24 protein-coding genes and 1 tRNA gene are annotated in these 25,560 nt (G+C 74.5%); 17 read left to right on the plus strand and 8 right to left on the minus strand.

All coding sequences use genetic code 11. The features are described from left to right. Positions 1 to 438 precede the first annotated feature (438 nt). Positions 439 to 1,722 carry a ferritin-like domain-containing protein gene (locus ACFZAU_RS09275; RefSeq protein ID WP_500551664.1) on the minus strand — a complete coding sequence of 428 codons (1,284 nt, stop codon included), beginning with the start codon at positions 1,720 to 1,722 and terminating at the stop codon, positions 439 to 441. Positions 1,723 to 2,002: 280 nt separating this feature from the next. Between ACFZAU_RS09275 and ACFZAU_RS09280 the strand changes: the two genes are divergently transcribed. Further along, positions 2,003 to 2,557, plus strand: a complete 555-nt coding sequence (locus tag ACFZAU_RS09280) for a cysteine hydrolase family protein (RefSeq protein ID WP_500551665.1) — start codon at positions 2,003 to 2,005, stop codon at positions 2,555 to 2,557. 281 nt (positions 2,558 to 2,838) lie between these two features. Here ACFZAU_RS09280 and ACFZAU_RS09285 read toward each other — a convergent pair whose 3' ends face one another. Next, positions 2,839 to 3,792 (minus strand): SigB/SigF/SigG family RNA polymerase sigma factor, encoded by a 954-nt coding sequence (locus ACFZAU_RS09285; RefSeq protein ID WP_500551666.1) that lies wholly within the window; start codon positions 3,790 to 3,792, stop codon positions 2,839 to 2,841. A gap of 478 nt (positions 3,793 to 4,270) precedes the next feature. On the opposite strand from ACFZAU_RS09285, the gene ACFZAU_RS09290 reads away from it, so the two are divergent. Next, positions 4,271 to 5,245: a lysylphosphatidylglycerol synthase transmembrane domain-containing protein gene (locus ACFZAU_RS09290; RefSeq protein ID WP_499604864.1), complete on the plus strand. Its 975-nt coding sequence runs from the start codon at positions 4,271 to 4,273 to the stop codon at positions 5,243 to 5,245. 170 nt (positions 5,246 to 5,415) lie between these two features. Continuing rightward, positions 5,416 to 6,747, plus strand: a complete 1,332-nt coding sequence (locus ACFZAU_RS09295; protein WP_500551667.1) for an amidase — start codon at positions 5,416 to 5,418, stop codon at positions 6,745 to 6,747. Between the two features lie 30 nt (positions 6,748 to 6,777). Here the strand turns inward: ACFZAU_RS09295 and ACFZAU_RS09300 are convergent, their stop codons facing one another. Next, complete coding sequence (locus tag ACFZAU_RS09300) at positions 6,778 to 8,154, minus strand: serine hydrolase domain-containing protein (RefSeq protein WP_500551668.1); 1,377 nt, start codon at positions 8,152 to 8,154, stop codon at positions 6,778 to 6,780. Positions 8,155 to 8,350: 196 nt separating this feature from the next. Here ACFZAU_RS09300 and ACFZAU_RS09305 point away from each other — a divergent pair, with 196 nt between their 5' ends. Genes ACFZAU_RS09305 through ACFZAU_RS09315 form a run of 3 tightly spaced genes read left to right on the plus strand, consistent with a single transcriptional unit; the run spans position 8,351 to position 12,311 of the window. Then, complete coding sequence (locus tag ACFZAU_RS09305) at positions 8,351 to 9,043, plus strand: FadR/GntR family transcriptional regulator (RefSeq protein ID WP_500551669.1); 693 nt, start codon at positions 8,351 to 8,353, stop codon at positions 9,041 to 9,043. Then, entirely contained in the window at positions 9,040 to 10,452 is a 1,413-nt protein-coding gene (locus tag ACFZAU_RS09310) for a tocopherol cyclase family protein (protein ID WP_500551670.1), read from the plus strand. The genes ACFZAU_RS09305 and ACFZAU_RS09310 overlap by 4 nt, the downstream gene beginning before the upstream one ends. Next, positions 10,449 to 12,311, plus strand: a complete 1,863-nt coding sequence (locus ACFZAU_RS09315) for a GMC family oxidoreductase (RefSeq protein ID WP_500551671.1) — start codon at positions 10,449 to 10,451, stop codon at positions 12,309 to 12,311. The genes ACFZAU_RS09310 and ACFZAU_RS09315 overlap by 4 nt, the downstream gene beginning before the upstream one ends. 18 nt (positions 12,312 to 12,329) lie before the next feature. Here the strand turns inward: ACFZAU_RS09315 and ctaD are convergent, their stop codons facing one another. Continuing rightward, a complete protein-coding gene (ctaD, locus tag ACFZAU_RS09320; protein WP_500551672.1) occupies positions 12,330 to 13,997 on the minus strand; it encodes an aa3-type cytochrome oxidase subunit I in 1,668 nt (555 codons plus the stop codon). A gap of 95 nt (positions 13,998 to 14,092) precedes the next feature. On the opposite strand from ctaD, the gene ACFZAU_RS09325 reads away from it, so the two are divergent. Together ACFZAU_RS09325 and ACFZAU_RS09330 are read left to right on the plus strand one after the other, a co-directional pair. Next, positions 14,093 to 14,635, plus strand: a complete 543-nt coding sequence (locus ACFZAU_RS09325; RefSeq protein ID WP_500460676.1) for a sigma-70 family RNA polymerase sigma factor — start codon at positions 14,093 to 14,095, stop codon at positions 14,633 to 14,635. Then, on the plus strand, positions 14,632 to 15,660 hold the full coding sequence (locus ACFZAU_RS09330; RefSeq protein ID WP_500551673.1) for a CU044_5270 family protein: 1,029 nt from the start codon (positions 14,632 to 14,634) through the stop codon (positions 15,658 to 15,660). Before ACFZAU_RS09325 ends, ACFZAU_RS09330 begins: the two co-directional genes overlap by 4 nt. A gap of 76 nt (positions 15,661 to 15,736) precedes the next feature. Here ACFZAU_RS09330 and ACFZAU_RS09335 read toward each other — a convergent pair whose 3' ends face one another. Both ACFZAU_RS09335 and ACFZAU_RS09340 read right to left on the minus strand, forming a co-directional pair. Then, on the minus strand, positions 15,737 to 17,959 hold the full coding sequence (locus tag ACFZAU_RS09335) for a family 2 encapsulin nanocompartment cargo protein terpene cyclase (RefSeq protein ID WP_500551674.1): 2,223 nt from the start codon (positions 17,957 to 17,959) through the stop codon (positions 15,737 to 15,739). A 132-nt stretch (positions 17,960 to 18,091) separates the two neighbouring features. Further along, complete coding sequence (locus ACFZAU_RS09340; protein WP_499604844.1) at positions 18,092 to 18,535, minus strand: DUF7144 family membrane protein; 444 nt, start codon at positions 18,533 to 18,535, stop codon at positions 18,092 to 18,094. A 150-nt stretch (positions 18,536 to 18,685) separates the two neighbouring features. On the opposite strand from ACFZAU_RS09340, the gene ACFZAU_RS09345 reads away from it, so the two are divergent. Then, positions 18,686 to 19,282: an HhH-GPD-type base excision DNA repair protein gene (locus tag ACFZAU_RS09345; protein ID WP_500551675.1), complete on the plus strand. Its 597-nt coding sequence runs from the start codon at positions 18,686 to 18,688 to the stop codon at positions 19,280 to 19,282. 288 nt (positions 19,283 to 19,570) lie between these two features. Here the strand turns inward: ACFZAU_RS09345 and ACFZAU_RS09350 are convergent, their stop codons facing one another. Next, positions 19,571 to 21,127: a helicase HerA-like domain-containing protein gene (locus tag ACFZAU_RS09350; RefSeq protein WP_500551676.1), complete on the minus strand. Its 1,557-nt coding sequence runs from the start codon at positions 21,125 to 21,127 to the stop codon at positions 19,571 to 19,573. 97 nt (positions 21,128 to 21,224) lie between these two features. Here ACFZAU_RS09350 and ACFZAU_RS09355 point away from each other — a divergent pair, with 97 nt between their 5' ends. Together ACFZAU_RS09355 and ACFZAU_RS09360 are read left to right on the plus strand one after the other, a co-directional pair. Next, the gene (locus tag ACFZAU_RS09355; RefSeq protein ID WP_499513003.1) at positions 21,225 to 21,521 is read left to right on the plus strand and encodes a type II toxin-antitoxin system VapB family antitoxin; all 297 of its coding nucleotides are present in this window, start codon (positions 21,225 to 21,227) and stop codon (positions 21,519 to 21,521) included. A 132-nt stretch (positions 21,522 to 21,653) separates the two neighbouring features. Continuing rightward, positions 21,654 to 22,331, plus strand: coding sequence for a LytR C-terminal domain-containing protein (locus ACFZAU_RS09360; RefSeq protein ID WP_500460685.1), 678 nt, complete (start codon positions 21,654 to 21,656; stop codon positions 22,329 to 22,331). 93 nt (positions 22,332 to 22,424) lie between these two features. On the opposite strand, the gene upp is transcribed toward ACFZAU_RS09360, so the two are convergent. Then, positions 22,425 to 23,060 carry a uracil phosphoribosyltransferase gene (gene upp, locus ACFZAU_RS09365; protein WP_499604837.1) on the minus strand — a complete coding sequence of 212 codons (636 nt, stop codon included), beginning with the start codon at positions 23,058 to 23,060 and terminating at the stop codon, positions 22,425 to 22,427. Positions 23,061 to 23,204: 144 nt separating this feature from the next. Here upp and ACFZAU_RS09370 point away from each other — a divergent pair, with 144 nt between their 5' ends. The 6 genes from ACFZAU_RS09370 (at position 23,205) to ACFZAU_RS09395 (ending at position 25,440) form a co-directional block, all read left to right on the plus strand. Further along, positions 23,205 to 23,414 (plus strand): hypothetical protein, encoded by a 210-nt coding sequence (locus ACFZAU_RS09370; protein ID WP_500460686.1) that lies wholly within the window; start codon positions 23,205 to 23,207, stop codon positions 23,412 to 23,414. Between the two features lie 221 nt (positions 23,415 to 23,635). Further along, positions 23,636 to 24,178 carry a tRNA adenosine deaminase-associated protein gene (locus ACFZAU_RS09375; protein ID WP_500551677.1) on the plus strand — a complete coding sequence of 181 codons (543 nt, stop codon included), beginning with the start codon at positions 23,636 to 23,638 and terminating at the stop codon, positions 24,176 to 24,178. Positions 24,179 to 24,216: 38 nt separating this feature from the next. Continuing rightward, positions 24,217 to 24,672, plus strand: coding sequence for a tRNA adenosine(34) deaminase TadA (gene tadA / locus ACFZAU_RS09380; protein WP_500551678.1), 456 nt, complete (start codon positions 24,217 to 24,219; stop codon positions 24,670 to 24,672). A gap of 10 nt (positions 24,673 to 24,682) precedes the next feature. Beyond that, positions 24,683 to 24,769: transfer RNA gene (locus ACFZAU_RS09385), tRNA-Ser, on the plus strand. A 178-nt stretch (positions 24,770 to 24,947) separates the two neighbouring features. Beyond that, a complete protein-coding gene (locus ACFZAU_RS09390; protein ID WP_018558266.1) occupies positions 24,948 to 25,112 on the plus strand; it encodes a hypothetical protein in 165 nt (54 codons plus the stop codon). A 31-nt stretch (positions 25,113 to 25,143) separates the two neighbouring features. Further along, positions 25,144 to 25,440 carry a Dabb family protein gene (locus ACFZAU_RS09395; protein ID WP_500551679.1) on the plus strand — a complete coding sequence of 99 codons (297 nt, stop codon included), beginning with the start codon at positions 25,144 to 25,146 and terminating at the stop codon, positions 25,438 to 25,440. Positions 25,441 to 25,560: the final 120 nt, after the last annotated feature.

Consider the following 25,560-nt stretch of genomic DNA (forward strand, 5'->3'; position numbering starts at 1 on the left):
TGCCGCACCGCCGCCCACGGCGGTATGCCCGTCGCGGGAGCCGGCGACCCCGACTCCCGGCGACGGTGCGACGCGCTCCCCACGTCCGGCACCCGCGTCGCCCCTCCCGGCACACGGACGGCGGACACGGCCCATGCAACGCGATGCGATCAGGCACCGGGCCGGGGCGTCGCGGTGGGCGAACCCGACCAGGCCCGGGTCCGCATCGGCGAGGGCCCGCACGAGGGTGGTCGGCCGCGCCCACGCGGCCGAGGCGTCGATGCCGCACCGCCGCCCACGGCGGTATGCCCGTCGCGGGAGCCGGCGACCCCGACTCCCGGCGACGGTGCGACGCGCTCCCCACGTCCGGCACCCGCGGACGCGCGGCGGGCACTGCGATGCGGTCGGCTGCCGGGGCGTCGAGGTGGGTGCGGAACCGGCCGCATCGGCGAGGGTCCGCTACGCGCGGCCGCCGGGGGAGCCGGTCGTCGCGGGGGCGGGCGGGTGGTCGGCTCCCGGGGCGGGCGGGCGGAACTGGGGGCCGTACGTGTGGCGTCCGTCGCCGAGCGGGATCTCCATGAGGGCGAGGGCGGGCTCCTCCAGTTCCTCCATCGTCCGGATCGCGCGGTTGAGCGCGCCGTGGTCGGCCGACTGCCAGGCGGACTCCAGGCCGCGCAGCAGGTCCCCGTACGCGGTGTCGAAGCGGCGCAGCAGGGTCGCGGCCTCGCGGGGCGGGTGGGGCCAGCCGCCCCGGGGGACCACGCCCATGGGGTGGACGTCCGGGAACGGGATGGGCGGGCCGCTGAACTCCCACAGGCCGTCGGTCTCCTGCAGGGCCCGGCCGTGGTAGATCTCCGCGAAGGCGAAGTAGTGGGCCAGGTCGCGGTGGCCCCCGACGGCCTCGCCGGTCGGTGCCTCCGGGGAGTCCGAGCTGCCCTCGCCCTGCTCCTTGATGATCTCCACGGCGGCGACGACGTCGTCCAGGGTCCGCATCGGCCGCAGTTCGTCGGGGCCGATGCGCTGGCCGATCTGGCCGCGGACGCTGAGCTCGGGACGGTGGTCGAGGAAGGCGGTGACGACGCCGTTGTAGAAGTCGCCGATGGTCGGCGGCCCGGCGGACGGCTCGGGGAACGTGGACTCCGGGGTCTCGATGGCCATGAGGACGTCCCGTACGTACGCGCGGGTCAGCCCGGAGAGGGAGACCGTCAGCTCGCTGCGCACGCCGCCGGGCAGGCGGCAGGGGTAGTCCGGGGTGACGCCGGCGATCCGCGGCCGGCCGCCGACGGCGACCAGCATGTTGCAGGCCAGGCCCATGTGGAACATCTCGTCGGTGACGATGCCGCGGATCAGGCGGGCGACGGTGTCGGAGCGGTCCCGTACCGACCACCACGCGCACAGGTAGGGCGGGATGGTGGCGAGTTCCAGCTCCACGGCCACCTGCAGCGCCTGGTGCAGCCAGTCGGTACGGCGGGAGGCCGCGGGGACGGCGAGCAGCCGGGCGACCATGCCGTGAGCGGCGGCCGCGGCGACCGCGGGGGCGACCGCCGGTACCGCCGCCGCGGCGGTCTGGACCGCCACCGGCAACGTCGCCGCGAGCGGGGCCGCGTGGGCGGCGGTGCCGAGGACGGCGGGGCTGACGGCGGCCGCCGCGGCCGACTTGACGAAGCCCCGGCGGTCGAGGGCGGCCGGCGGGACCTCGTCGCCCCCGCGCCCGTTGTCCTGGTCGTCCACCGGTTCCGTCACCCACGTCTCCGTCCCCGAGAAGAATGGCGCGCGGGACACGGCACTGGGCGGACCCGCGAGGCTGGCGAAGCTACCAGCCGGGCCCCGGCCCCCCGGGCCGCGACGCCGCGCGCGCCGTGCCGTGCCGCCCGTGCGGCCCAACGGGCCCCGGACGCCGTCCGCGGGCGGCCCCCGCCGCCCGCCTGACCTCGGCTCCGCGCCCGGCGCGGGCTCCACGGTGCGACCCGGGCGCGGGCGTACGCTGCCCGGCGGCCCCTCCCCCACCTGAGGACGTCCCGACATGCCCGACACCGGCGGCGCCACCGCGCTCGTGGTCATCGACATGATCAACACCTACGAGCACGAGGACGCGGAGCTGCTGCTCCCCTCGGTGCGCGAGGCGCTGCCCGGGGTGCGCCGGCTGATCTCCCGGGCCCGGGAGGAGGACGTCGACGTCATCTACGTCAACGACAACTTCGGCCGCTGGCGCTCCCACCACGACGAGATCCTCGGCATCGCGCTCGACGGCCCGCACGCCGGCCTGGTGGAGCCGGTGCGTCCCGACGCGGACTCGCTGTTCGTCGTGAAGGCCCGGCACTCGGTCTTCTTCCAGACGCCGCTGGAGTACCTGCTGGGGGAGTTGGGGGTGGACCGCCTGGTGCTGTGCGGGCAGGTCACCGAGCAGTGCGTGCTCTACTCGGCGCTGGACGCGCACATCCGTCACGTGACCACCGTCGTCGCGCCGGACGCGGTGGCGCACATCCACCGGGACCTGGCGGACGCCGCGCTGCGGATGATGGAGCGCAACATGGGCACCCTCGTCGCGCCCTCCGCCCGGATCGCGCTGCGCGGCTGAACCCGGCCCGGCGACCCGTCACCTCCCACACCCGTATGGGAACGGGCATTCGGGGCATCCGAAACGTCAGGAGGTGCTGACGATGGTTCCCCTGCCGGCCGGCCCCGAGGACGACGCGGCGAGCGAGGTGGGACGGCTGCGCGCGGAGAACGAGCAGTTGCGCCGCGCGCTGGGCAGCCGGTCGGTCATCGACCAGGCCGTCGGCATGGTGATGGCGGCGACGCCCTGCCCCGGTGACGTGGCCTGGGCGGTCCTCGTGCGGGCCTCCCAGTACGGCAACGTCAAGCTCCGTGAGGTCGCGGCCGCGCTCGTGGCGAGCGCGGGCGGCCGGCCCCTGCCGGCGGACGTCCACCGCGCGCTCCTGCGGGCCCGGCGTCCCCGGCCCGTCCGGCAGCCTCGGCCACCTCGGCCACCTCGGCCACCTCGGACGCCTCGACCTCCTCGCGGAGGCGCCGGCAGGTGCGGCTGATCAGCCGGGAGACGTGCATCTGGGACAGGCCGAGCTGGTCGGCTATCTGGGTCTGCGTCATGTCGCGGAAGAACCGCAGGTAGAGGATCTGCCGCTCGCGCGAGGGGAGTTCGCGCAGCCGCGGTGCGACGGCCACGCGGTCCACGACGAAGTCGAGGCAGGGGTCCTCGGACCCCAGGGTGTCGAGGAAGGTGCGCCCCTCCGCGCCGGGGGTGGCGGAGTCGAGGGAGGCGGGGGCGAAGCTGTCGAGGGCCTCCATGGCGGTGGCCACGTCCTCCTCGCTCATCCGGGCGTGCGCGGCGATCTCGGCGACGGTGGGGGCGCCGCCCTTCGTCCCGGCGAGTTCGTGGCGGACGGCGCGGACCCGGCTGCGCAGTTCCTGGACCCTGCGGGGGACGTGGACGCCCCACAGGTGGTCGCGGAAGTGGCGTTTCACCTCGCCGACGATGGTGGGGACGGCGAAGCTCTCGAAGGCGCTGCCGCGGGCGGGGTCGTAGCGCAGCACGGCATTCACCAGGCCCAGCGCGGCGACCTGTGCGAGGTCCTCGGTGGACTCGCCGCGGTGCCGGAAGCGGCGCGCGAGCCGTTCCGACATGGGGATCCAGGCGACGACGACCTGCTCGCGCAGGGCGTCCTTCTCCGCGCCGTCGGGGAGGGCGGCGATCCGCCGCAGGACCTCGGCGGTGTCCGGGGCGTCGTCGTGCGGACGCGGACGGGCACCCGGGGACGGATGCGGATTCCTGGTACGGGGCTCTCGGGCGGCCATGGCGGACCTGTGCCTTCCTGCCGGGGACGGGAGCCGCGCCGCGCAGGGGCGTGCCGTGCGGAAGGGCACGCCCGCGCTCCGGGCGCCCTGCCGGGACGCCCCGCGCGTGCGTGCCTCCGTTCCGAAGCACGGGGATCGCCTGCCCCGGCGCGCAGCGCCCAAACCCCCCTCCGGACATCGACACTGAGTGCCCGTCAGAAGCCCGCGACCCGGTGGCCGGCCCCCTCAGGCGGGCACCGCCGTCCGTCCGTGCCTGCGGTCCGGCGCCCCTACGCGGCCCGCCGGCGGGGCGGGGCGCGAACGGCGGCCGGGGCGCGTACGGTGCCCCGCCCGGGGCGGCCCGCACCGGACCGACGCCGTTCCGCCATCCGGGGACGTGCCGGACGTCAGCCGCAGGACACCCGCAGGTCGCGCGGACAGGGCATGAAGGGGCGACAACACCTGCGGACAGGCGCACGACGCGCGGGGGCGACCGACCATGGGCATCACCACCACGACGACTCCACGTCTCCTGAGCGGCGCCACGCTGCGCCGGATCGCGTGCCTGGCCCCGATCGTGCTCGTCGGGTGGTGGGTGGCCCGGCACTGGCACCTGATCGCCGACGGGGGCCGCGGGTTGCTCGACGCCAACCGGGGCTGGCTGCTGGCCGCCGTGGCGGCGACCGGGCTGGCCTGGGTCGCCGTGTCCTTCATGCGGCAGGGCACGGTCCTGGAACGGCTCCCGGCGGGACGGCTGCTGGCCACGCAGTTCGCCGCGGGCGCCGCGAACCACCTGCTGCCCGCGGGCATCGGGGCGAGCGCGGTCAACCTGCGCTTCATGCGGGCGTGCGGGCTGCCGCCCGCCCGGTCGGCGGCGGCCATCGCGCTGTACTTCCTGGCCGAGTGCGTGGGCCGCGGGACCCTGCTGGTGGTGCTGCTCGCCGTGTTCCCGCACGCGCTGCGGCTCGACGGGCTGCTGCCCGACGGCATCTCCGTACCGGTCGGCCCCACGGCGGGGGTGGCGGCCGGGGTGTGCGTGGTCGTGACGGTCGTGCTGGTCGCGATGCCCCGGCTGCGGCAGGTGGTCCGTACGTTCCTGGCCACGGCGTTCACCGACGCGCGCACGCTGCACGCCCGGCCGTCGCGGGCCCTCGCGCTGTGGGGCGGCTCGCTCGCCTTCCCCGCGCTGCAGGCCGCCGGCCTCGTGGCCGTCACCATGGCCCTGGGTGTCCCGGTGCCGTTCACCCACGTCGCCGTCGCCTACCTGGTGGCCAGTGTCGCGGCGGCGGCGCTGCCGACCCCCGGCGGTGTCGGCTCGGTCGACGCGGCGCTCGTGGTGGCCCTCGTCGCCACCGGCGCCTCCCTCGCGGCGGCCACCTCGGCGGTCCTCGGCTACCGCATCGTGACGGTCTGGCTGCCCCTCGTCCCCGGCGCCCTGGTGCTGGGCGCGCTGGTGCGCCGCAAGGTCGTCTGACCCGCGCCCTCGCCGGCGAAAACCCCGTGGTGGCGGCCCGGCGGCGCGTGCCACGCTGACCGCGGGACAGGGCGCGGGAGGGCGGAACGCTGGAACTGCACGAGTACGCGGAGCGGGACGCGACCGGGCTGCGGGAGCTGATCCGCGCCGGCGAGGTGACGGCGGGCGAGGTGGAGGCCGTCGCGCGTACGGCCCTGGAGACGGCGGGTGCGGAGCTCAACGCGCTGACGCTGCCGCTGTTCGACCCCGCGCCCGCCCACCGGGCGGACGGGCCGCTGGGCGGGGTGCCCTTCGTCGTCAAGGACGGCGGGCCGTTCGTGCGGGGTGTGCCCTTCACCCTGGGCAGCCGCGCCCTGCGGGGCGCCGTGGCGGACGCCGACCACGATCTGATGGCCCGGTTCCGGGAGGCCGGGCTGGTGGCGCTCGGCCAGAGCACCGCGCCGGAGTTCGGCCTGAACTTCGCCACGGAGCCGGTGCGGTACGGGCCGACGCGCAACCCCTGGGACCCGGCGCGCGGGGTGGGCGGGTCGAGCGGCGGCTCGGCCGCGCTGGTCGCGGCGGGCGCGGTGCCCGTGGCGCACGCCAACGACGCGGGCGGTTCGATCCGCATCCCGGCGTCCTGCTGCGGGCTGGTCGGGCTCAAGCCGGGCCGGGGGCGCACCCCGTGCGGGCCGCTCACGGGCGAGGCGGCGTTCGGGCTGCAGGTGGAGTTCGCCGTGACCAGGACGGTACGGGACGCGGCGGCGCTGCTCGACGCCGTGTCCGGGCCCGGTGACGGCGCCAAGTACCCGCTCCCGGCGCCCCCGGCGCCGTACGCGCGGGCGGTGCGCTCCGACCCGGGGCGGCTGCGGGTCGCCGTGACCACCGCCGCGTGGACGGGGACGCCGGTGGACCCGCAGGTCGCCGCGGTCGCCGTCGACGCGGCCAAGGTGCTGGAGTGGATCGGGCACCGCGTCGGCGAGGACGCGCCGCGCCTCGACGGGGACGACCTCGTGGAGGCCGCCGCGCTGGGCGCGTTCGCCAGTGGCGGCGCGCTGCTGCGGGCGGCCCCGCGCATCGACCGCTCCCTGCTGGAGGCGGTGTCGCGGGCGGTGCTCGCCGAGACCGAGGCGTGCACGGCGCTGGAACTGATGGCGTCGATGGAGGCGCAGCACCGCGTGACCCGCGCGGTGGACCGCTTCTTCGCCGGTCACGACCTGCTCGTCACGCCGACGCTGGGCGCGCTCCCCGCGCCGCACGGCACCCTCGACCACGACGACCCCCGGCACACCGTGCGCTCCTGGCTGCGCGAGCTGTTCGCGTACGGGCCGTTCACGGCGGCCTTCAACGTCTCGGGGCACCCGGCGGTCAGCCTGCCGCTCGGCCAGAGCCGCGAGGGGCTGCCGGTCGGGGTGCAACTGGTCGCCGCCCACGGCCGGGAGGACCTGCTGCTCGCGGTCGCCGCGCAGTTGGAGCAGGCCGTCCCGTGGCGGGACCGCAGGCCGCCCTTCGCGGTGGGCTGAGCCCCTCCACGCCTCCGGGGCGGCCCGCGCTCAGCTGCTGCTCGGGCTGGTGCCGGTGCCGTTGGTGGGCGGGAACGCGTAGACGTGCTGCGGGGTGACGATCTTGGTGATGGCCTCGGCGAAGAGGCTGCTGGGCTCGTTGCCGCCCACGGGGGTGTCGGTGTTGAGCAGCACGACCAGGGTGGCCCCGGCCCCGGGCAGGTGGACGGCCGTGCTCTGGTAGCCGGGCAGGGAGCCGTTGTGGCCGATCCAGCCGTGGTTGTCGAAGAGGCCGAGGCCGTAGCCGATGCCCGGGTAGGGGGTGGGGAGGAAGGTCGTGCGCTGCGTCTGCGTCGCCCTGGCCAGCAGGGTGCCCTCGGCCACGATGCGGGCCCAGGCCCGCAGGTCCTGCTGGTCGGAGATCATCGCGCCGGCCGCCCAGGCCCAGGAGGGGTTCCAGTCGGTGGCGTCGGCCTCCTTGCCGTCCTTGGTCTGCCGGGTGTAGCCGCGGGCGTGCGGGCTCGGGAAGGCGCGCCCCGCCGGGAGGACGGTGTGCTTCAGCTTGGCCGGGGCCAGCACGTTGCGCTGCAGGTAGTCGCCGAACGACTGGCCGCTCGCCTTCTCGATCACCAGGCCCAGCAGGACGGTGTTGGTGTTGCAGTACTGGAAGCGGGCGCCGGGACCGGACGGCGAGGGGTGCTGGAAGGCGTAGGCGAGCAGTTCGGCGGGGACGAACTCCCGGTGCGGGTCGGCCTTGAGGGTCTTCTGGAAGGCCGGGTCGTCCGTGTAGTTGTAGAGCCCGCTGCGCATCTCGGCGAGGTGCCGCAGCGTGATGCGGTCGCCGCCGGGCACGCCGTCCACGTAGCGGGCGACGGGGTCGTCGAGCGCGACCTTCCCCTGGTCGACCAGCTTCAGCAGCGCCGTCACGGTGAAGGTCTTGGTCTCGCTGCCGATCCGCACGTAGAGGTCGGGCGACATGCGCGCCTTCGACCTCTTGTCGGCCACGCCGAGGGCGCGGACCCAGGAGCCCTTGCCCGCGGCCCACAACCCGACGCTCACGCCGGGCACCGCGGTCCTCTTCAGTGTGGCCTTCAGCGCGTCGTCGAGCTTCTTGACGACCTCGCCGGTGAGCGCCGGGAAGTCGTCGCCCGCTCCCGGCGAACCGCTCGGCGAACTGGTCGGCGAACCGCCGGGGGAGGCCTGCGCGGGGGAGGCGGAGGCCGGGGCCGCCGTCCGGTCCTCCTCGGCCCGCGCGAGCGGCGAGGCCGGCGCGGACGTCGCCGTCCTGGTGCCCCCGGGGGAGCGGGTGCTCTCCGCGGGCCCGCCGCACGCCAGGGCCGTGGGGAGCGCGGCGGCGGCGAGGGCCGTCGCGACGGCCCTCCGCACGGTCCTGCGGAGCCCGGACGGACGGGCGCACGGCTGCGTCATGTCGGTGCCTTTCGGCCGTGGGGACGGGCGGGGCGAGGGCATGCCATCGCGAACGTAAGCCGACCGTCGCGGTGCGGCGACCGGACGGCGGGTGACGCGCCGCCGGTCGGGTGAGCGACGGCCGCCGCGGGGGCAGGTCTTGACGGTGTGTCGGCTCATTGGTTGAGTGGCTCATCCACTGAACCATGGAGGTGTGATGGAAGCGCTGCCGCGCACGTCGATCGTGGACGTCCTGGAGGACCGCATCCGCGAGGAGATCCTCACCGGCCGCCACCCCGCGGGGAGTCTGCTGCCGCCCGAACGCACGCTGGCCGAGGGGTACGGCGTCACCCGGACCACCCTCAAGCACGCCTTCGGCCGGCTGGTGCAGGCCGGATTGCTGGAGACGCGGCACGGTGTCGGCACCCGGGTCCGGGACTACGAACGCCTGGGCGGCGCCGACCTGCTGCCCATGCTCGTCCAGCACGACGCCCGCTGGCTCGGCGAGATCTTCGAGGCACGGCGCGGGGTGGGCGCCCTGATCGCCGGGGCGGCCGCGGCCCGCGCGAGCGGCGCCGCGCGGACCCGGCTGCGGGAGCTGGTGGAGGCCGTGCGCACGGCCGGCGACCCGGACGCGGTGCAGCTGGCGGACGCCGAGGTGCACCGGGCACTGGCCCGCGCCACCGGCAACCGCGTCTACGTGCTCCTCACCAACACCCTCTTCAACGCCTACCTGCCGATGCGCCGGCACCTCGCGGGCCCCTTCCAGGACCCCCAGGAGGCGTACGCGCGGCTGGCGCCCGTGGTCGCCGCCGTGGAGGAGGGCGACGGCGCGGCCGCCCGCGCGGCGGCGGAGGCCTATCTGACGGCGACCGAGGAGATCATGCGCGAGGGGCTGAAGTCCCGGTGAGCGCGGCACGGGGGACGGTCTTCGCCGAGCGCATGTCGGGCACCGTACGGCTGCGCGGCGAGGACCGGGAACGGCCGGTGCGGCTGGAACTGACGGCGCGCAGCGACGGCCTGCTGCTGCCGCACCGCACGACCGCGGCCCGCGTCGGCGGACGGCTGCGCGTCGCGGGCCGCGCCGACACCGCCGTCACCGGCACGCTGGAGGTCTCGCCGCTGGCCCGGCGGCGCGTCCACTACCGGCTGGAGTACGAACTCGACGGCGAGCGCTGCCTCCTGGAGGGCTGGAAGTCCGTCACCCCGCGGCGGCCGCTGGCCTCGATGACCACGCTGCCCTTCACCCTCACCGCCGGGGACGACCCGGAACCGGCCGGCACCGGCACCCTGCGCTTCCGTACGGCGACCTCGCTCGTGCCGTTCCTGGCGAGCTTCCGCTTCCCGCGCCGGGACGACCCCCGGGCGCAGTGGGCACCGCGCTGGCACGGCGCCGCGGGCCGCACCGAGGTCTGGTACACCACGGCCACCGACCCGGCGACCGGCACCGGACTGTGGCTCCACCACGAACTCGTCGCCCCCGCCGACGGCTCCCCCATCTTCGCCCACGGCTGGGCCGCCGTCTTCCCCCCGGACGGCGGGGGCCCCGTGGAGCACGCCCGGTTCGGGCCGCTGCCCTGGGAGCCCGCGACGGGCGCCGAGGGCTTCACGGCGGACGGCGTCGAGGCGGTGCCCGGCCGGCTGCGCGGCACGGCGGGCGAGCTGACCTGGGACCTCACCGAGGACCCCGGCACCGAGCCGCCGCTGTACACCTTCCCGCGCTGGTCGTGGCGGCACCCTCTGCTGCCCGCCGCGCAGATCGTCCCGTCGCCCCGCGCCCGGTACACGGGCACCGTCCGCCACGGGACGTCCGAACTCGCCCTGCGCGGCGCCCCCGGGGCCTCGGCCCGCATCTACGGCCACGGCAACGCCCGCCGCTGGGCCTGGCTGCACGCCGACCTCGGCGACGGGGACGTGCTGGAGGTCGTCGCGGCGGTCTCCACCCGCCCGGGTCTGGACCGGCTGCCGCCGCTGGTCTTCCTGCGGCTGCGCAAGGACGGCCGCGACTGGCCGCGCGGCGGCCTGCGTCCGGCACTCGGGCGGGCCGGCCTCGGCCGCTTCACCGCCGACCTCGGCCTGCCGCGGTGGACGGTCACCGGGCGCGCGGGCGGGCGGCGGATCACCGTACGGGTCGAGCAGCCGCCGGAGCGCACCCTCGCCCTCGACTACGCCGACCCCGACGGCTCCCCCGCCGTGTGCCGCAACAGCGAGACCGCCGACGCCCACGTCGTGCTGGAGCGCCGGGGCCGCGGCGGCTGGCGCACCGAGGCGCGGTGGACACTCGCCGGCACCGCCCATGCCGAAGTGGGCGGCCGGTGAGCGCCGCCGTCCGCGGCCTGGTCGCCGCGCTGCTCGCCGACGCGGGCGACGGCGGCTGGCCCGCGGGCGTACCGCGCCGGCTGGACGGCCTGCTGGCGGCGATGCCCGCGCGGACCCGGCACGGCTTCCGTGCCGCGGCGGCCGCGGTCGACGCCTACGCGGCGGCGCGCACCGGGCGGCGGCTGGAGCGGCTGGGCCCGGCGGAGCGGGAACGGGTGCTGGCGGGGCTCGCCGCGCGGCCCGCGCTGCTGCCCCTGCTCGACGTGGTCAAGGTGCCGGTGCTGCTGGCGGCGGGCACCGAACGGCTGCTGGCGGGAGCGCCCCGCGGCGCGGTGCCCGCGGCCCCGCAGGACCCGCCGCTGGACTGCGTGCCCGCCGGCGAGTGGCCGGACCGCTCGCGCGCGGACGCCGTCGTCGTCGGCTCGGGCGCCGGCGGGGCGATGGCGGCGCGCACCCTGGCCCGGGCCGGCCTGCGGGTGGTCGTCCTGGAGGAGGGCCGGCGGCACACCACGGCGGAGTTCGGACGGCGGGCCCCGCTCGACCGGTTCGCCGAGCTGTACCGGGACGGCGGCGCCACCGTGGCCCTCGGGAACCCCCCGCTGATCGTGCCGACCGGGCGCGCCGTCGGCGGTACGACGGTCGTCAACTCCGGCACCTGCTACCGCACTCCGGACCGTGTGCTGGCCCGGTGGCGGGAGGAGCACGGGCTCGGGGACCTCGCGGACCCGGTGGCCTTCGGCGCGTACTTGGACGAGGTGGAGCGCACCCTGCGGGTGGCGCCCCAGCCGCACGACGTACTGGGCCGCAACGGCGACCTTGCGCTGCTCGGCGCGGGCGCGCTCGGCTGGCGGGCCGCGCCCCTGCGGCGCAACGCGTCCGGCTGCCGGGGCTCGTGCCAGTGCGTGGTGGGCTGCCCGTCCGGGGCGAAGCAGAGCGTCCAGCTGTCGGTGCTGCCGCAGGCATGCGCCGCCGGGGCCCGGATCGTCACCGGGGCCGAGGTGCGGCGGGTGCTGACCGAGCCCGACCGTCCCGGCGGCCCGCGCGCCTGCGGTGTGGCGGTACGGCGGCCCGACGGCAGCGAACTGGAGATCCTCAGCCCCCTGGTCGTGGTGGCCGCGGGCGCGCTGCGCACTCCCCCGCTGCTGCGCCGCTCCGGCCTCGGCGGGCACCCGCGGACCGGCCGCAACCTGGCCGTGCACCCCGCCACCAGCGTCGCCGGGCGGTTCGCCGAGCCGGTCGCGGACGGCGGACCGGCGGTGCTGCAGAGCGTCGGCGTGGAGGAGCTGCACGGGGACGGCATCCTCGTCGAGGCCACCGCCCCGCCGCCCGGCATGAGCTCGTTCGTGCTGCCGGGCGTCGGCCGCGAACTGCGCGCGGAACTGGAGGACTCCGGACGGCTGGCCACCTTCGGCGCGATGATCGCGGACCGGCCCGGCGGACGCGTCCTCGGCCGCGAGGGCGCCCTGCTCCGCTACGACCTCGACCCCCGCGACGGCCGCCGTCTGCTGCGCGCCGTCCGTGCGATGGGCGGCCTGCTCTTCGCCGCCGGGGCGGAGGAGGTGCTCACCGGTGTCCCCACCGCCCCGCGGGCGCGTACGCCGCGGGAGTTCTCGGCGGCCCTGGAGGGCGTGACGGCGCGGCGGTTGCACCTGTCGGCCTTCCACCCCACGGGGACGGTGGCGCTGGGCGCGGACCCGCGGGTGGCGCCCGCCGACCCCACGGGACGGCTGCGCGGCGTCCACGGGGTGCTGATCGCCGACGCCTCGGCGCTGCCCAGCTGCCCCGAGGTGAACCCCCAGCTCAGCATCATGGCGCTGGCCCTGGCCGTCGCCGAGGGCGCGGTACGGGCGGCCGGCTGAGGGGTCGGCGTGCCCGCGTCAGGCGTCGGAACGGGCCGCCGGGAGCGGCGTGTCCGGCCGGGTGGGCACCCCTCCCGGCACCATGGCTGCGGCGTGGCGCAGGTCGAAGGCGGGCGACTCGGAACGGATGCGCGGCAGGGAGCGGAAGTTGTGGCGCGGCGGCGGGCAGCTCGTCGCCCACTCCAGGGAACGGCCCCAGCCCCAGGGGTCGTCGGTGCCGACCGGCTCGCCGTACTTGGCCGTCCGCCACACGTTGTAGAGGAACGGCAGGATCGACAGCCCCAGCAGGAAGGAGCTGACCGTCGAGACGGTGTTCAGCGTGGTGAAGCCGTCCGCCGCCAGGTAGTCCGGGACGCGCCGCAGCATGCCCTGCGTGCCCAGCCAGTGCTGGACGAGGAAGGTGCCGTGGAAGCCGGCGAAGAGCGTCCAGAAGGTGATCTTGCCGAGGCGTTCGTCGAGCATCTTGCCGGTGAACTTCGGCCACCAGAAGTGCAGCCCGGAGAACATGGCGAAGACGACGGTGCCGAAGACGACGTAGTGGAAGTGCGCCACGACGAAGTAGGAGTCGGAGACCGCGAAGTCCAGCGGCGCCGACGCCAGGATCACGCCGGTGAGCCCGCCGAAGACGAAGGTCACGAGGAAACCGGTCGCCCAGAGCATCGGCGTCTCGAAGCTCATTGAGCCCTTCCACATCGTGCCGATCCAGTTGAAGACCTTCACCCCGGTCGGCACGGCGATGAGCAGCGTCATGAAGGAGAAGAAGGGCAGCAGCACCCCGCCGGTGACGTACATGTGGTGCGCCCAGACCGTCGCCGACAGCCCGGCGATGGAGATCGTCGCCGCGATGAGGCCGGTGTACCCGAACATCGGCTTGCGCGAGAAGACCGGTATGACCTCGCTCACGATCCCGAAGAAGGGCAGCGCGATGATGTAGACCTCGGGGTGGCCGAAGAACCAGAACAGGTGCTGCCACAGCAGCGCCCCGCCGTTCGCCGGGTCGAAGACGTGCGCCCCGAACTTCCGGTCCGCCTCCAGCGCGAGCAGGGCCGCGGCCAGCACCGGGAAGGCCATCACCACCAGCACACCGGTGAGCAGCACGTTCCAGGTGAAGATCGGCATCCGGAACATCGTCATGCCGGGGGCGCGCATGCAGATGATCGTGGTGATCAGGTTGACCGCGCCCAGGATGGTCCCGAAGCCGGACAGCGCCAGCCCCGTGATCCACAGGTCGCCGCCCACCCCGGGCGAGTGCACCGCGCTCGACAGCGGCGCGTAGGCGAACCAGCCGAAGTCCGCCGCGCCCTGCGGGGTGAGGAAGCCGCCCACCGCGATCAGCGAGCCGAAGAGGTAGAGCCAGTACGCGAGCATGTTGAGCCGGGGGAACGCGACGTCCGGGGCGCCGATCTGCAGCGGCATGATCCAGTTCGCGAAGCCGGAGAACAACGGGGTCGCGAACATCAGCAGCATCACGGTGCCGTGCATCGTGAACAGCTGGTTGAACTGCTCGTTCGACATGACCTGCAGCCCGGGCCGGGCGAGTTCGGCACGCATCAGCAGGGCCATCACCCCGCCCCCGCAGAAGAAGGCGAACGCCGTGCCGAGGTAGAGCGTGCCGATGGCCTTGTGGTCGGTCGTGGTCAGCCAGGCCACGGCGGACGCCGCGCGTCGCGGGAACGTGAGACTCATGCCCGGTAGGTGTCCGGGCCGGACCCCGGCGTCACGCGGAGAACGTCACAGCGGCGGGGTGTGATGATCGGACCCATGGCGGACACCAAGCGGTCATGAGCACGGACGAGACGCATTCCCAGGCGTTCGCCGCTGCCTACCGCGAGCACTACTGGGCGGTCAGCCGCTACGTCGCCCGGCGGACGGCCGGGCGGCAGGCGTACGACGAGGTGGAGGAAGTGGTGGCGGAGGTGTTCGCCGTCGCCTGGCGGCGCCGCGCCGAGCACCCCTCGTACTCGCTGCCCTGGCTGTACGGCGTCGCCCGCAACTGCATGGCGAACAGCGTGCGCGGGCAGGGGCGGCGGCGCAGGCTGCTGGACCGGATCGGGAACCACGAGACGGCGCACGGCGCGCACCTCGTGCCGAGCCCCGGCACCGAGGCACCCGGCTCCTGGGTGCACGAGGCGCTGGGCCGGCTGGCGGCGCCCGACCAGGAGGTGCTGCGGCTGACCGCCTGGGAGGAGCTGGACGTCGGGGAACTGGCGGTGGCGCTCGGCTGCGGGCGTTCCGCCGCCGCCATGCGCCTGCACCGGGCGCGCCGCAGGCTGCGCGAGCAGATCGACCGCATGGGGATGACCGTGACCCAGGAGGGGCCATGACCGACGAGCCGGAACTGGAGCTGCTGCGCCGGGCCGACCCCGTGCCGGCCGGGGATCCGCGCTGGCGCGACCGCCCGCTGGACGCGCGGGCCGAGCACACGCTGCTGCGGCTGCTGGCCGCCGGAGCGGCGTCCGGAGGGGCCGCCGCGTCCGCGCCCCGCCGGACCGGCCGCCGGGTGGGCGGCCTCGCCACGGGCCTGGCCGCGGTGGCGGCGGCCGTGGTGGCCGCCCTGGTCGTCGTGCTCTCCGGGGCCGGCGTCACCCCGGCGGTCGCCGCCCCCGTCGCGCTGCGTCCGCTGGCCGGCTCACGGGAGGTCCCGCTGGCCGACGTGGCCGGCGCGGCCCGCGAGGCGGCGGCACGGGGCGGCGGCACGGGCACCCGGCGGGGGAGCCACGTGATGACGTGGAGCATGGCCATGGAGTCGGGCCCGGGCGCCCGGCCGCCCGTCACCCTGCCCGAGGAGCACCTCACCCGCTGGAACGCCGACGGCAGCGGCACCGAACTGGTCGTCGCCACCGACCCCCGGCACCCCGGCGAACCGGTGATCAGCGACTCCGGCGGCGCCCCGCACACCGTCGCCGACGGCGAGGTCCTGCACCGCGCCGCGTTCCCCCCGGGCACCCTGCCCCCGTACGGCCGGTCCGGGACCGAGCCCCCGGACTCGGCCGAGGAACTGCGGGGCTACCTGTCGCAGGTGTACGGCTGCGCCTGCGCCGATACCCCGGAACTGGTGGACGCGCTGGCCTCGCTGCTGCAGGACTGGACGCCGGGGCCCGCCGGCACCGCCGCCGTCGACGAGCTCCTCGCCGCCGCCCCGGGCCTCCGCCCGGCCGGCGCCGTCACCGACCGCCTGGGCAGGCGCGGCCAGGCCTACGTCCACGACACCGCCGGCCTGCGCCGCATGCTCGTCCTCGACCCGGCCGACGGGCGCGTCCTCGGCGTCGAGGAGACCTTCACCAAGGACCAGCCCGAGTACCGGGTGAAGGCCGGCGACGTCATGTCCTACCAGGCCTGGATGGACTGACCGGCGGCCCGCCGCCCGCCCCCGAACCACCCCGCGGTGGGGGGCGGGCGCGGCGCCCCCGCCCCCACCGCGCGGGTCAGCGTGCGGCCAGGACGACCAGGCGGGCCGCGGACGTGCCGAGGCCGGTCGGGCCGGTGGGGGGCCGGAACCCGCCGACCGGGCGGCGCAGTTCGGCCTCGTCGTAGCGGTGGCAGCCGCGGTGCCAGGCGAGGATGCCCGAGAGCCAGTCCTGCAGCTCGCGCACATAGCCGTCCAGCACTGCCCGGGCCTCCTGGTCGAGGGCGAAGTCGTCGTACAGGATCGGGAGTTCGTGCTCGGCCACGTGCTGGAACTGCCGCATCCGCCCGGTCATCAGGTCGTGGACGACGGCGAGCGAGGCCTTTTCGTCGCAGTCGAAGAAGTTCCGCACGACCAGCAGCGCGTTGTGGATCTCGCCCTCGAACTCGATCTCCTTCTGGTACGAGAAGACGTCGTTCATCAGGCAGGCGTAGTCGGCGGCGGCGTTCTCCAGCGAGCGCATCGGACCGCTGCGGTAGACCTCCTCGGGCACCCGCCGGCCGTGCCCCAGCCGGCACAGGCTCATCGTCAGGTCGGAGCCGAAGGTGTGACGGCGCATCTCCAGGTAGTCGACGGGGTCGGGGACGCGGTTCTGCGCCTGGTTGGCCAGTTCCCACAGCCAGCTGTCCGTCATGTTCTCGACGGCCGTGCGGAAGCGGCGTAGCGCCTGCGGTTCCATGGTCGCGGCCGTCCGCGTCCACAGGTCGGCCAGGCTCCGTTCCAGGGCGGTGGCCGGGGCCGGGGCGGCGGAGCCGTCCACCGGCATGAGGGCCGACAGGCGCTCGTTGGCCGCGCGGGCGCCGGCCAGGTCGCGGGTGCGGCCGTAGACGGCGGGGAAGTAGTCGTCGGCGTAGGTGCCCCAGGTGAGCCAGCCCGAGGTGAGGTCCAGCGCCTCGGGTGACGCGTCGGGGTGGATGCCGGCGGCGCACAGCGGGAAGTCGAAGGCGGCCAGCTTGTGCTCGTCCCAGACGTGGGAGTGCGGGACGCCGGGCTGCGGCAGCAGCAGTCCCGTCCGGTGCGCCCAGTCGACGACGTGGCGCCGCGCGGCGTCCAGGTGCGGGCTGAGCCGGGCCGGGAACGGCATGAGGAAGTCGGGCAGCGGGGTCGGCCCGGTGTGCCGCGGCCCATGGGTGAACGACCGGACGCGGGCCGTCTCGGCGCGGCCGGTGGTCCGTACGGTGCCCGCCGACACCCCGAGCCCGCCGGGCAGTGCGAACGCCGACCACCGGGGGCCCGCGGCGGCGCCCGCCCCGCCGCCGTTCATGTAGCGGCTGGAGCGCATGTGCCACTCGTGGCCGCCGGACTGCCAGTCCTGCAGGCCCTTGACGTACGCCAGCACCCGCGCGCACTGCTCCGGGTCGAGAGCGTGCTCGGCGAAGAGCGGGGGCAGTTCGGTGAGCGCGGTGTTCTCGAACTGGTGCAGCCGGGAGGTCAGCAGGTCGTTGACCGACTCAGCGGCCTCTTGCGTCGAGCAGCCGAGGAAGGTCTCCAGGACCAGCACCCCGTTGCTGAACTCGCCCTCCTCCTCCGTCTCGCGCTGGTACGAGAAGAGGTCGTTGCGCAGGTGCACCGCGTCGGAGAAGGCGTCCCGCAGCACGAGCAGCGGCCGCGCCCCGGCGACGGCGGCCGGCACCTCGGCCGCGGCGGCGTACTCCACCAGCCCCGCCGACCAGGGCGCGCCGCCGACCTTGCGCCGCATCTCGATGTACTCCACCGGGTTGGGCACCCGGCCCGCGTTGATGTTGGACAGCTCCCACAGGGACTCGTTGAGCAGGTGCTCGGTGCTCTCGGCGAAGCGCCCGCGCCAGTCCATGGACATCGCCGGCACCGTGCGCGCCCACAGGTCGGCGAGGCCCGCCTCCACCGGGTTCCGCGGCTCGGGCGTGCCCTGCGCGAGGTCCATCGGCATGAAGGCGGGCAGCCGGTCCAGGTACGCCTTGCCGCCCTCGCGGTCCTGCGTGCGCTTGAACGCCTCCAGGAAGTGGTCGTCGAAGAAGAAGACCCACACGTACCAGTCCGTCACCAGGGACAGGGCCGGCCCGGAGCAGTCCGGGTGCGTGTACGCGCACAGCAGCGCGTAGTCGTGCGCGTCGAGGTCGTCGGTGTCCCAGATGCCCGAGCCCTCGAGCATCCCCATCTCCCGCGCCCAGCCACGGGAGTGCTCCCTGGCCTCCTCCACGTGGGGGTTGAGCCGCGCGGGGTACGGGAGGTAGAAGTCGGGCAGTTCAAATGGCTGCGTCACTCGTTCAGCGCTACCCGGGGCCACGTCCCCTATCCGGCATCACGGGCAAGCCATACGAACGGGTGAAAACACCGCGGGAACGCCCGGGGCCGGCCCGTGCTCCGGACCGGCCCCGGGCGTCGGCGACGACGGTCAGACCCGCTTCGGGTGCGCCCGGTGCTCCCGGTGCTCCCCCCAGCTCCTGCACAGCGCCCAGATGACGAAGACGTCCACGGCGATGACGATGATCGCCCACACCGGCGTGTACGGCATCCACGCGAAGTTCACGACGATGTTGAACGCCGCCAGGGCGACACCGGCGACCCGGGCCCAGTCGGGGGCGTTCTGCAGCAGGGCGGCGCCCACCACGATGACCAGCACGCCGAGCACGAGGTGGATCCAGCCCCACGCCGTCAGGTTGAACTTGAAGACGTAGTCGCCGAGCCGGACCCAGATGTCGTCCTGGGCGATGGCCGAGATGCCCTCGAGGATCATCACGACACCGGAGACGATGAGCAGCACCCCGGCGAAGGTGGTACCGCCCGTCGCCCACCCCGAGTGCGTGCGCTCCGTGACCGGCTGTGTCTGCTGGCTCATGTGACGGCTCCCGTCCACTCGCTGCCCGGGCTCGCTGCCCGGACACTCCACACGGTCCGCCCGGCCGGTGGGTACGGCCATCCGCGCTGCGCCGTCCGGGTGACCCGCGGGCGGCGTGCCTCTGATCCCGGGTCGCGGGATCATCGGTGCATGGCAACCACACTCCGCCTCGCCCAGCAGCCCGAGGCCGACGCCCTGCTCTCCCGCAGTCCGCTGGCGGCCCTGGTCGGCATGCTGCTCGACCAGCAGATCCCGATGGAATGGGCGTTCTCCGGCCCGTGGACCATCGCGCAGCGCATGGGCCGCGAGGACCTCGACGCCGGTGAGATCGCGGCCTGCGACCCGGAGGCCTTCTCCGAGCTGCTCTCGCAGAAGCCCGCCGTCCACCGCTACCCGGGGTCGATGGCCAAGCGGGTCCAGCAACTGTGCCAGTACCTGGTGGAGCACTACGACGGCGACGCCGGAGCCGTCTGGCGCGACGTCCCCACCGGCCGCGAACTGCTGACCCGGCTCAACGAGCTGCCCGGCTTCGGGAAGCAGAAGGCGCAGATCTTCCTGGCGCTGCTCGGCAAGCAGCTCGGCGTGGCACCCGAGGGCTGGCGCGAGGCGGCGGGCGCGTACGGGGACCGGGGCTCCCACCGGTCGGTCGCCGACATCACCGGCCCGGAGTCCCTGGACAAGGTGCGGGCCTTCAAGCAGGAGCAGAAGCGGGCCGCGAAGGAAGCAAAGGCCGCGAAGGAGTCCTGAGGGCCCTGCCCCTAGGTCGTGTCGTCAAACGAGCTCCCCCAGCTACCGCTGGGAGGTGCCCCCACCGCCCGGAGGGCGGGCCCCACGGCGTCTGGTGCGGTGCATCGCAAGGCGGAGAGTCGTCCTCGTAGTGGGCTACTCGGACGATTCGACAACGCAGCGTGGGGGCACCTCCCAGCGGAGCTGGGGGAGCGCCGTGCCTGGGGGCACCTCCCAGCGCAGCTGGGGGAGCCGTGGGGTGGGGGCACCCCCGACCGAAGGTTGGGGGAGGGCATGTGACGACACGGCCTAGCGACGGCGGCGCTTGGACGTGCCGAAGAGCGACCGGGTGATCTCCCGCCCGATCTGGGTGCCGACGGAGCGGGCCAGCGACTGGAAGACGCCGCTGCCCATCACCTGTTCGACCACCCCCGTCTCCTCCCGCGGCCGCTCGCCGCGCCCGCGCCCGCTGCCGGCGGGGCCCGGCGGGGAGGGCCGTACGGGGGCCGGCTCCGGCCGTCCGGCGAGCCGCTCGTACGCCGACTCCCGGTCCACCGCCTGCGCGTAGCGCCCGTACAGCGCCGAGCCTGCGATCGCGGCGTCCATCGCCGCGGGGTCGGCGGGGCCCATCAGCGACCGCGGTGCCCGCAGCCGTACCGCGGCGACCGGGGTGGGGGCGCCGTCCTCGTCGAGGACGGTGACCACGGCCTCGCCGGTGCCGAGCCCGGTGAGCAGTTCCTCCAGGTCGTACGGCGAGGTGGGGAAGGTGCGCACGGTCGCCTTGAGCGCCTTGGCGTCCTCCGGGGTGAAGGCGCGCAGCGCGTGCTGCACCCGGTTGCCGAGCTGGCCGAGCACCTCGGAGGGCACGTCCTTGGGGGTCTGCGTCACGAAGAAGATGCCGACGCCCTTGGACCGGATCAGCCGCACGGTCTGCGTGATGGCCTCCAGGAACGCCTTGCTCGCCCCGGTGAAGAGCAGGTGTGCCTCGTCGAAGAAGAAGACCAGCTTGGGCCGGTCCAGGTCGCCGACCTCCGGCAGGTCCTCGAAGAGGTCGGCCAGCAGCCACATCAGGAAGGTGGAGAACAGCTGCGGCCGGTCCTGCACGGCGGGCAGTTCCAGCACGGAGACGACGCCCCGCCCGTCGCCGTCCGTCCGCAGCAGTTCGGCGGTGTCGAACTCCGGCTCCCCGAAGAAGGCCCCCGCCCCCTGGGCCTCGAAGGTCGTCAGCGACCGCAGGATGACTCCCGCCGTCGCGGTGGAGACCCCGCCGATCCCCTTCAGCTCCGGCTTGCCCTCGTCGGAGGTGAGGAAGGTGACCACGGCCCGCAGGTCCTTCAGGTCCAGCAGTTCCAGGCCCTTGGTGTCGGCGTAGTGGAAGATCAGGCCGAGCGACTGCTCCTGCGTGGTGTTGAGCCCCAGCACCTTGGAGAGCAGCACGGGCCCGAAGCTCGTCACCGTGGCGCGCAGCGGGATGCCGCGACCCGTGCCGCCGAGGGCGTAGAACTCGGCGGGGCAGCCGGCCGGGGTCCAGTCCTGCCCGACCTCGGCGGCCCGCCGGGCGACGCGGTCGCCGGGCGCGCCCGGGGCCGAGATGCCGCAGACGTCGCCCTTGACGTCGGCCAGGAAGACCGGCACGCCCTGCGCGGACAGCTGTTCCGCGACGAGTTGCAGCGTCTTGGTCTTGCCGGTGCCGGTGGCGCCCGCGACGAGGCCGTGCCGGTTGAGGACCGCCAGCGGGATGCGGACGGGTGCCCCGGGCAGGGCCCGGTCCTCCCAGAGCAGGGCGCCGAGTTCGAGGGCCGGACCGGTGAAGGCGTACCCCTCGGCGATGGCCCGGGCGGCGCCGGGCAGGCTCGGCGTGGTCATCGGCTGCTCCGCTGCTCCCGCTATCACCGTATTTGCCCACCATCGCACTCCTGCGCCGTTGCTGCGCCCGTACGCCCTTGCCCGGTAGGCTTTCCGTGTGATCTTCAAGCGCATCGGAAGCGGGCGGCCGTACCCCGACCACGGCCGGAAAAGCACCCGTGAATGGGCGGACGTCGCCCCACGTCCGGTCCGCCTCGACCAGTTGGTCACCACCAAGGGCAACCTCGACCTGGAGACCCTCCTCGCCGAGGACTCGACCTTCTACGGGGACCTGTTCGCGCACGTCGTGAAGTGGCAGGGCGACCTCTACCTGGAGGACGGGCTCCACCGGGCCGTGCGCGCGGCGCTGCAGCAGCGCCAGGTGCTGCACGCCCGGGTGCTGGAGATGGACTGACCTCCGGACCGCTCCGCGGGCCCGTCCGGGCGGGCGGAGCGCTTCGCCCTTTCGGGTTCAAGTCCCCCTGAATGGCCCCGATTGGTTGATCGTTTAGTACGCCCGGACGCCCGATCGCACTACGCTGCGCACATGAGCATGCTGACGCCCCCTGGCATGGGCGGGAAGTACCGGGTGACCGGGAACCAGTACCCGCGGATGCGCCGCCCCCGGAGCCGGGTACGCATCGTGGCGGTCGTCGTGACGACCGTCGCCGTGGTCGGCCTCGCCGGCTGGGGCACGCTCCAACTGGTCGACGTCTTCGGCGGCAAGTCCACGCCGGCGAAGGCCGCCGCCGTCAAGGCCGGGACCACCGCCGGGGAGCGCGCCTGCAAGACCGCGGCCCCCAAGGGGTCCGCCGGGGCCGCCCCCACCGCCTTCCCGGATCCCGGGGAACTCACGGTCAACATCTACAACGCCACCGCCAAGGGCGGTCTGGCCAAGGACACCGCGGACGAGTTCGCCGCACGCGGGTTCAAGGTGGGCACCTTCGGCAACGCCGACCCCCAGTACGACCGCAAGGTGAAGGAGGCCGCGCTCCTGATCGGCGGCCACGGGCCCAAGGCCGAGGCCGCGATGAAGCTGGTCAGCGCCCAGATCAAGGGCACCAGCACACTCAAGCCCGCGGCCGCCGGCTCCAAGCGCGCCACCGGCACGGTGGACGTGATGCTCGGCAAGGGCTTCACCAAGCTCTCCGGTGACAAGGCCGTCGAGAAGGCCCTCGCCGCCCTGGCCCGCCCGAGCGCGGCGCCGAGCGCCGGCACCTGCTGACACCGCGGTACCGGCGGTACGACGGAACGACGGAACGGCCGCCGGGGCGTGGCGCCCCGGCGGCCGGTTCCGTGCGTCGTGGGACGCCGGGCGTCAGCCGGCCGTGCCGTAGAGGCGGTCGCCCGCGTCACCCAGGCCCGGGACGATGTAGCCGCTCTCGTTGAGGTGGTCGTCGACCGCCGCGGTGACCACGGTGACCGGCTTGCCGGCGAGCGCGCGCTCCATCGCCTCGACGCCCTCCGGGGAGGCCAGCAGCACCACGGCCGTCACGTCGTCGGCGCCCCGCTCGATCAGCAGGTCGATGGCGGCGATCAGCGTGCCGCCGGTGGCCAGCATCGGGTCCAGGACGTACACCTGCCGGCCGGACAGGTCCTCCGGCATGCGGGTGGCGTAGGTCTTGGCCTCCAGGGTCTCCTCGTCGCGGATCATGCCGAGGAAGCCGACCTCAGCGGTCGGCAGGAGGCGCACCAGGCCCTCCAGCATCCCGAGTCCGGCCCGCAGGATCGGCACGACCAGCGGACGCGGGTGGGACAGCCGCACACCCGTGGTGTCCGCGACGGGGGTGCTGATGTCCACCTGTTCGGTGCGCACGTCACGGGTCGCCTCGTAGGCGAGCAGGGTGACCAGCTCGTCGGCCAGCCGACGGAAGGTCGGCGAGTCGGTGCGCTCGTCGCGCAGGGTGGTCAGTTTGTGCGCCACCAGGGGGTGGTCGACGACGTGGATCCGCATGTCCACGACTCTAACGTTCGGCCGCGCCCCGGCCTGCCCGGTCCGTACGGCCGCTCAGGCTTTGAACCACCCGGTAGGGGGAATGCGTGCACTTACGCCTGGACTGTCCCGGCCGGGCACGTGGATCTCTAGGGGTGGTGCCCCATGGCGGAGCGCGGCAGCGACGGCGCCGGCGCGGACGACGCGGGCGACGCCCGCACGCAGCAGGAGCGCGACGCCGAACGCCGTCGGCGACGTGCCATGTTCCTGCGCGAGCTGAACGAGGCGAAGGAACTCCGTGACCGCGTCCAGCCACGCCGGGCGCGCGCGGCACGCGCGCGCCAGCAGATGCGGATGCGGACGTTCCGCTGGTAGTGCCCAGGTCGGCACAATGCCCCCACCTGGCGGGCACCGTCGGGGTCGGCGCGGCCCGCCGCGCGGAAAAAAGCCGCAAGGCCTGGCACGCGGCACGCGCGGAAGACCCTTCGCAAAGCCGAGGTTTCTGCCACGATGCCGAGTGTGGGCGGGGACCTGCGCCGGAACATTCGGCCCCCGCCCGTAAGTCCGGACGGCCTGAGACCTGTGGGAGAGTCACGGTGTACTTCGCCGCACTGCTCGCGCGCACCGAGGACGGTTGGGAAGCGCGCGAGACCGATCTCGACGATGTGGAAACCCTCGCCGACCTGACCGACTTGGCCCGGGCTGCTTCAGCCGGGGAGGATACGGTCCTGGTCTTCATCGAACAGGAGGACGCCTGGTTCGGCGTCGTCCGCGTCGACGGTGAGGAGGACCCGCGGATCTACGTGTCCGACGCCGCCACCGCGGCGCGCAGCTCGTACGGGGAGATCCTGCTCACCGACGAACTGCTGGGACGGGACCCGGAGGACCTGGACGACATCGTCGACCTCGACGGCACCGAGGAAGGTGACGCCGACGAGCTCGACGACGACGTGGTGCCCGGCCCGACGGAGGAGCACGTCCCGATGGGCCCGCTCGGGGACGCCGAGCTCCTCGCGGACTTCGGGATGAGCGACAAGGAGCTGCTGGCCCTTAGCGGCGACGGCGCGCTGACCGGGGAGGCGCTCGGGGAGATCGCCGACTCGCTGGGCTGCGCCGACGTCCTGGAGGCGGTCCGCTGAACGATCCCGACCCGCTGCGCGACCCCTGGGTCCCCGCGATGCGCCTCGCCCTGGCGGAGGCCCGCCTCGCCCCGCGCACCGGTGACGTACCGGTGGGCGCGGTCGTGCTGTCCCCGCAGGGCACGGTCATCGGCCGCGGCCGCAACGAACGCGAGGCGGTCGGCGACCCGACCGCCCACGCGGAGGTGCTCGCCGTCCGCGAGGCCGCGAAGGCGCTCGGGGAGTGGCGGCTGACCGGCTGCACGCTGGTGGTGACCCTGGAGCCCTGCACGATGTGCGCGGGGGCGGTCGTCGCCTCGCGCCTGGAGCGCGTCGTCTACGGCGCGCTCGACGAGAAGGCCGGTGCGGCGGGCTCCCTGTGGGACCTCGTCCGCGACCGCCGGCTCAACCACCGTCCGGAAGTGATCCAGGGCGTGCTGGCCGGGGAGTGCGGTGAGCTGCTCACCGCTTTCTTCCGCTCAAAGGATTTCGGAGCACCCCCGGACGTCCGCTAAGCTCTCTCTCGGTAGCGTGTCCGAGCGGCCTAAGGAGCACGCCTCGAAAGCGTGTGAGGGGGCAACTCCTCCGTGGGTTCAAATCCCACCGCTACCGCTGCGAGTGACGAAACCGAATCGCCCGGTCCCCACGGACCGGGCGATTCGGCGTTTTCCGGCCTTCCGGACGCGCTGTGCCGAAGGTCACACGGCGAGCGGGGCGGGCCGTGGATCACCCGCGAGGAGGCCCTCCGTCACCCGGTCTGATACGGCCATCCGGTGGATACACTCCAGCCATGGCGCAGGCGAAGAAAATCACCATGTACGTCATCGTGGCTTTCGTGCTGTATACGATCGTGACGTCGCCGGCCCGCGCAGCCGATCTCGTGCAGATAGGCTTCCAGGGCATATCGGACGCCGCAAAGGGCGTCGGGGAGTTCATGACCGCGCTGGTCAACTGACCGGCCGGGAGCCGGCGAGGAGCACAGCACCGTGATACGCCACCTGGTCCTTTTCAAGCTCAACGCCGGCGTCGAGCGCGACGACCCGCGGGTCGTGGCGGGTGTCGACGCCTTCGAGCGGCTCGGCGGGCAGATCGCCGAGCTGGCCTCCTGGGAACTGGGCTGGAACATCTCGGACCGCCCGATCGCCCACGACTTCGCCATCAACTCCTCCGTGGCGGACGCCGACGCGCTCAAGACGTACCTGGAGCACCCCGCGCACCAGGCCGGGGTGGCGCTGTGGCGCGAGTTCGCCACCTGGGTGGTCGCCGACTACGTGTTCGAGTGACACCCCGCGGCGGCCCCTCGGGCCCCGCTCCAGAGGCTCAGCCCTCCGCCCGCCGGGCGGAGGGCTTTTTCATTGAGGGCCGCGCCTCACTTGCACACAGTCCACATGAATTGTGATGCT

The organism is Streptomyces sp. NPDC008238, from assembly GCF_042956445.1.
Taxonomy (GTDB): Bacteria; Actinomycetota; Actinomycetes; order Streptomycetales; family Streptomycetaceae; genus Actinacidiphila.